General features: G+C 73.2%; 1 protein-coding gene. It reads right to left on the bottom strand.

The window, feature by feature from the left end; translation table 11 throughout:
* Nucleotides 1-1796: HNH endonuclease signature motif containing protein (locus DQ353_RS20995; RefSeq protein ID WP_113765122.1), on the bottom strand; the 1796-nt coding region annotated here is incomplete at its 3' end.
* Nucleotides 1797-1825: the final 29 nt, after the last annotated feature.

Here is a 1825-nt window from a genome sequence, read left to right as displayed (position 1 = left end):
TCGGTGAACATCGGCGGGGTGTATCCGGCGGTGCGCAGCTCGGGATGCCAGTAGAGGTTCCGTTCCGGGTCCCCGCGCGGCTGGCCCGCCCGGGCGACGACGTAGGGAATGCCGTTGATCATTTTCAGCGTGATCAGCCCGGCATGGATCATCAGGTGGTGGTGGGAACAAGTATTCGCGCCATTGTCGACGCTGGTCTCCCCGCCCTCCTGCCAAGGCTTCACATGGTGGGCCTCGTTCGTGGAGGCCGGCCGGCGGCAACCGGGGACCACGCAGCCGCGGTCACGGATCGCGATGGCCTTGCGCTGCGCCGGGGAGAAGCCGCGGACCTCCCGGCCCAGGTCCAGGATCTCCCCCTCCTCGCCGAGGAGCGCGGGGAGCAGATCGCCGTTGCAGGCAAGGCGGCGGATGTTCGCCGCGGAAATGGGACGGCCGTGGTCGGTGATCCCGGCGTCCTCGCACTGGCCAAGCAGCGCGCGGTAGCCGATCAGCACCCCGATGCGGATGCGCAGGCCCCCGGACTCCGGGACGCCGGTGCCTTCCAGCGCCCCGCCGATGGCCGCGATGATCCCGTCGAGCAGCAGTTGCGGGCTCGTGCGCCGGTCCCCGCCCTCGAATGACGGCCCATTTTCGCTGGCGGCGGGCCCGCAGTCCCAGGCGCTGCGCGGGGCGTCGGCCGGGTCGGTGCCCGGGGCCAGCGCCCACGCCGGGGCCGGGGTTCCGGCAAGGGAGGCCGCGGTCCCGGGATCCGTGGTTTCGGGCGGCGAGGTCCCAGCCGGCGTGGTTTTGGGAGGTGCGTGGTTGCCCGGGGTGTCACCGGATTCCCGGGCAGCGGGTTGCTCGTCGGGTTCAGGAGCTCCGATTCCGGTGCCGGTGGTGCTTCGGGAGCTGGAGGCCGAGGTGGGCGGGAGCTTGGCGGAACGCGGATTGGTCCAGGCTTCGCCGAAGGCGCGGATCGCCTCGGAATCGATCGGGTCGCAACGCAGCAGGTATTCGTCGCAACCCCCGCGATTGCCCTTGAAGAACATGCCGCGTCTGGAGATGATTTCCTCGTCGGTGACCGGCGCCCCGTTTTCCGCCAGGTAGGCGCCCCAGTCGGCCAGGGCCTTGTGCCCGTGTTGCGGTTCGTTGGTGCCCAGCTCCCGGGCCAGGTCCCGTTCGATGGCCTCGGCGAGGTTTGCCGCGTCGGGGCGCGCGGCGATGCGCGGGCCCATCGAATCAAGCTTCCCGGCCAGTTGCGCCAACGTCCCGACATCCGCAGCCCCGTCGGCCGCTGCCCGGGCCAGGATCGGGAACGCCGGGGACCCGGGTGCGGCGCCGGGTTCCGTGGCCGCGCCCGGTGCGGGCGGGACCGGGGCGACGAGCAGCCGGGCACCGGCAAGCCGGCGGCGCGCCTCGGTCCCGGAGATGTGCAGGTGGGACTGCATCCAGGCGCCGGTGGTTCGGTGCGGGGCCATCCCCTGGCACATCGCCTCCGCCGGAACCGGGGCGGTGCCGGCGGCCAGCTCCCGGGGGTCGGCGGCCAGGGCGTCGATGGCCGCGGCGGTCCCCGGGTCCAGCCGATGCACCTGGAGCGCGTCGGCGGCGAACACGGTGCGCAGCTGCCCGAAGGCGACCGCACGGTTCCCCTGCTCGTACAAGCCCAGGACCAGGGCGGCCGAGGCCGCATCCAGGTCCGCGGCACCCAGGCGCTCCTGCGCGGCACGCAGCGCCAGCACCGCGCCGGCAAGCTGCCGGATCGCGGTGTCGGAGGGGGTCGGCCCCCTTGGGGTGCCGGTTGGCGCGGTGATGGTCATGAACCCCAGTCTGCGCCGCCCGGGCCCGG

The organism is Arthrobacter sp. AQ5-05 (genome assembly GCF_003287975.1).
GTDB lineage: Bacteria > Actinomycetota > Actinomycetes > Actinomycetales > Micrococcaceae > Paeniglutamicibacter.
The sequence above is the reverse complement of the archived record's forward strand: the minus strand, read 5'-3'. Positions and strand labels throughout refer to the sequence as shown.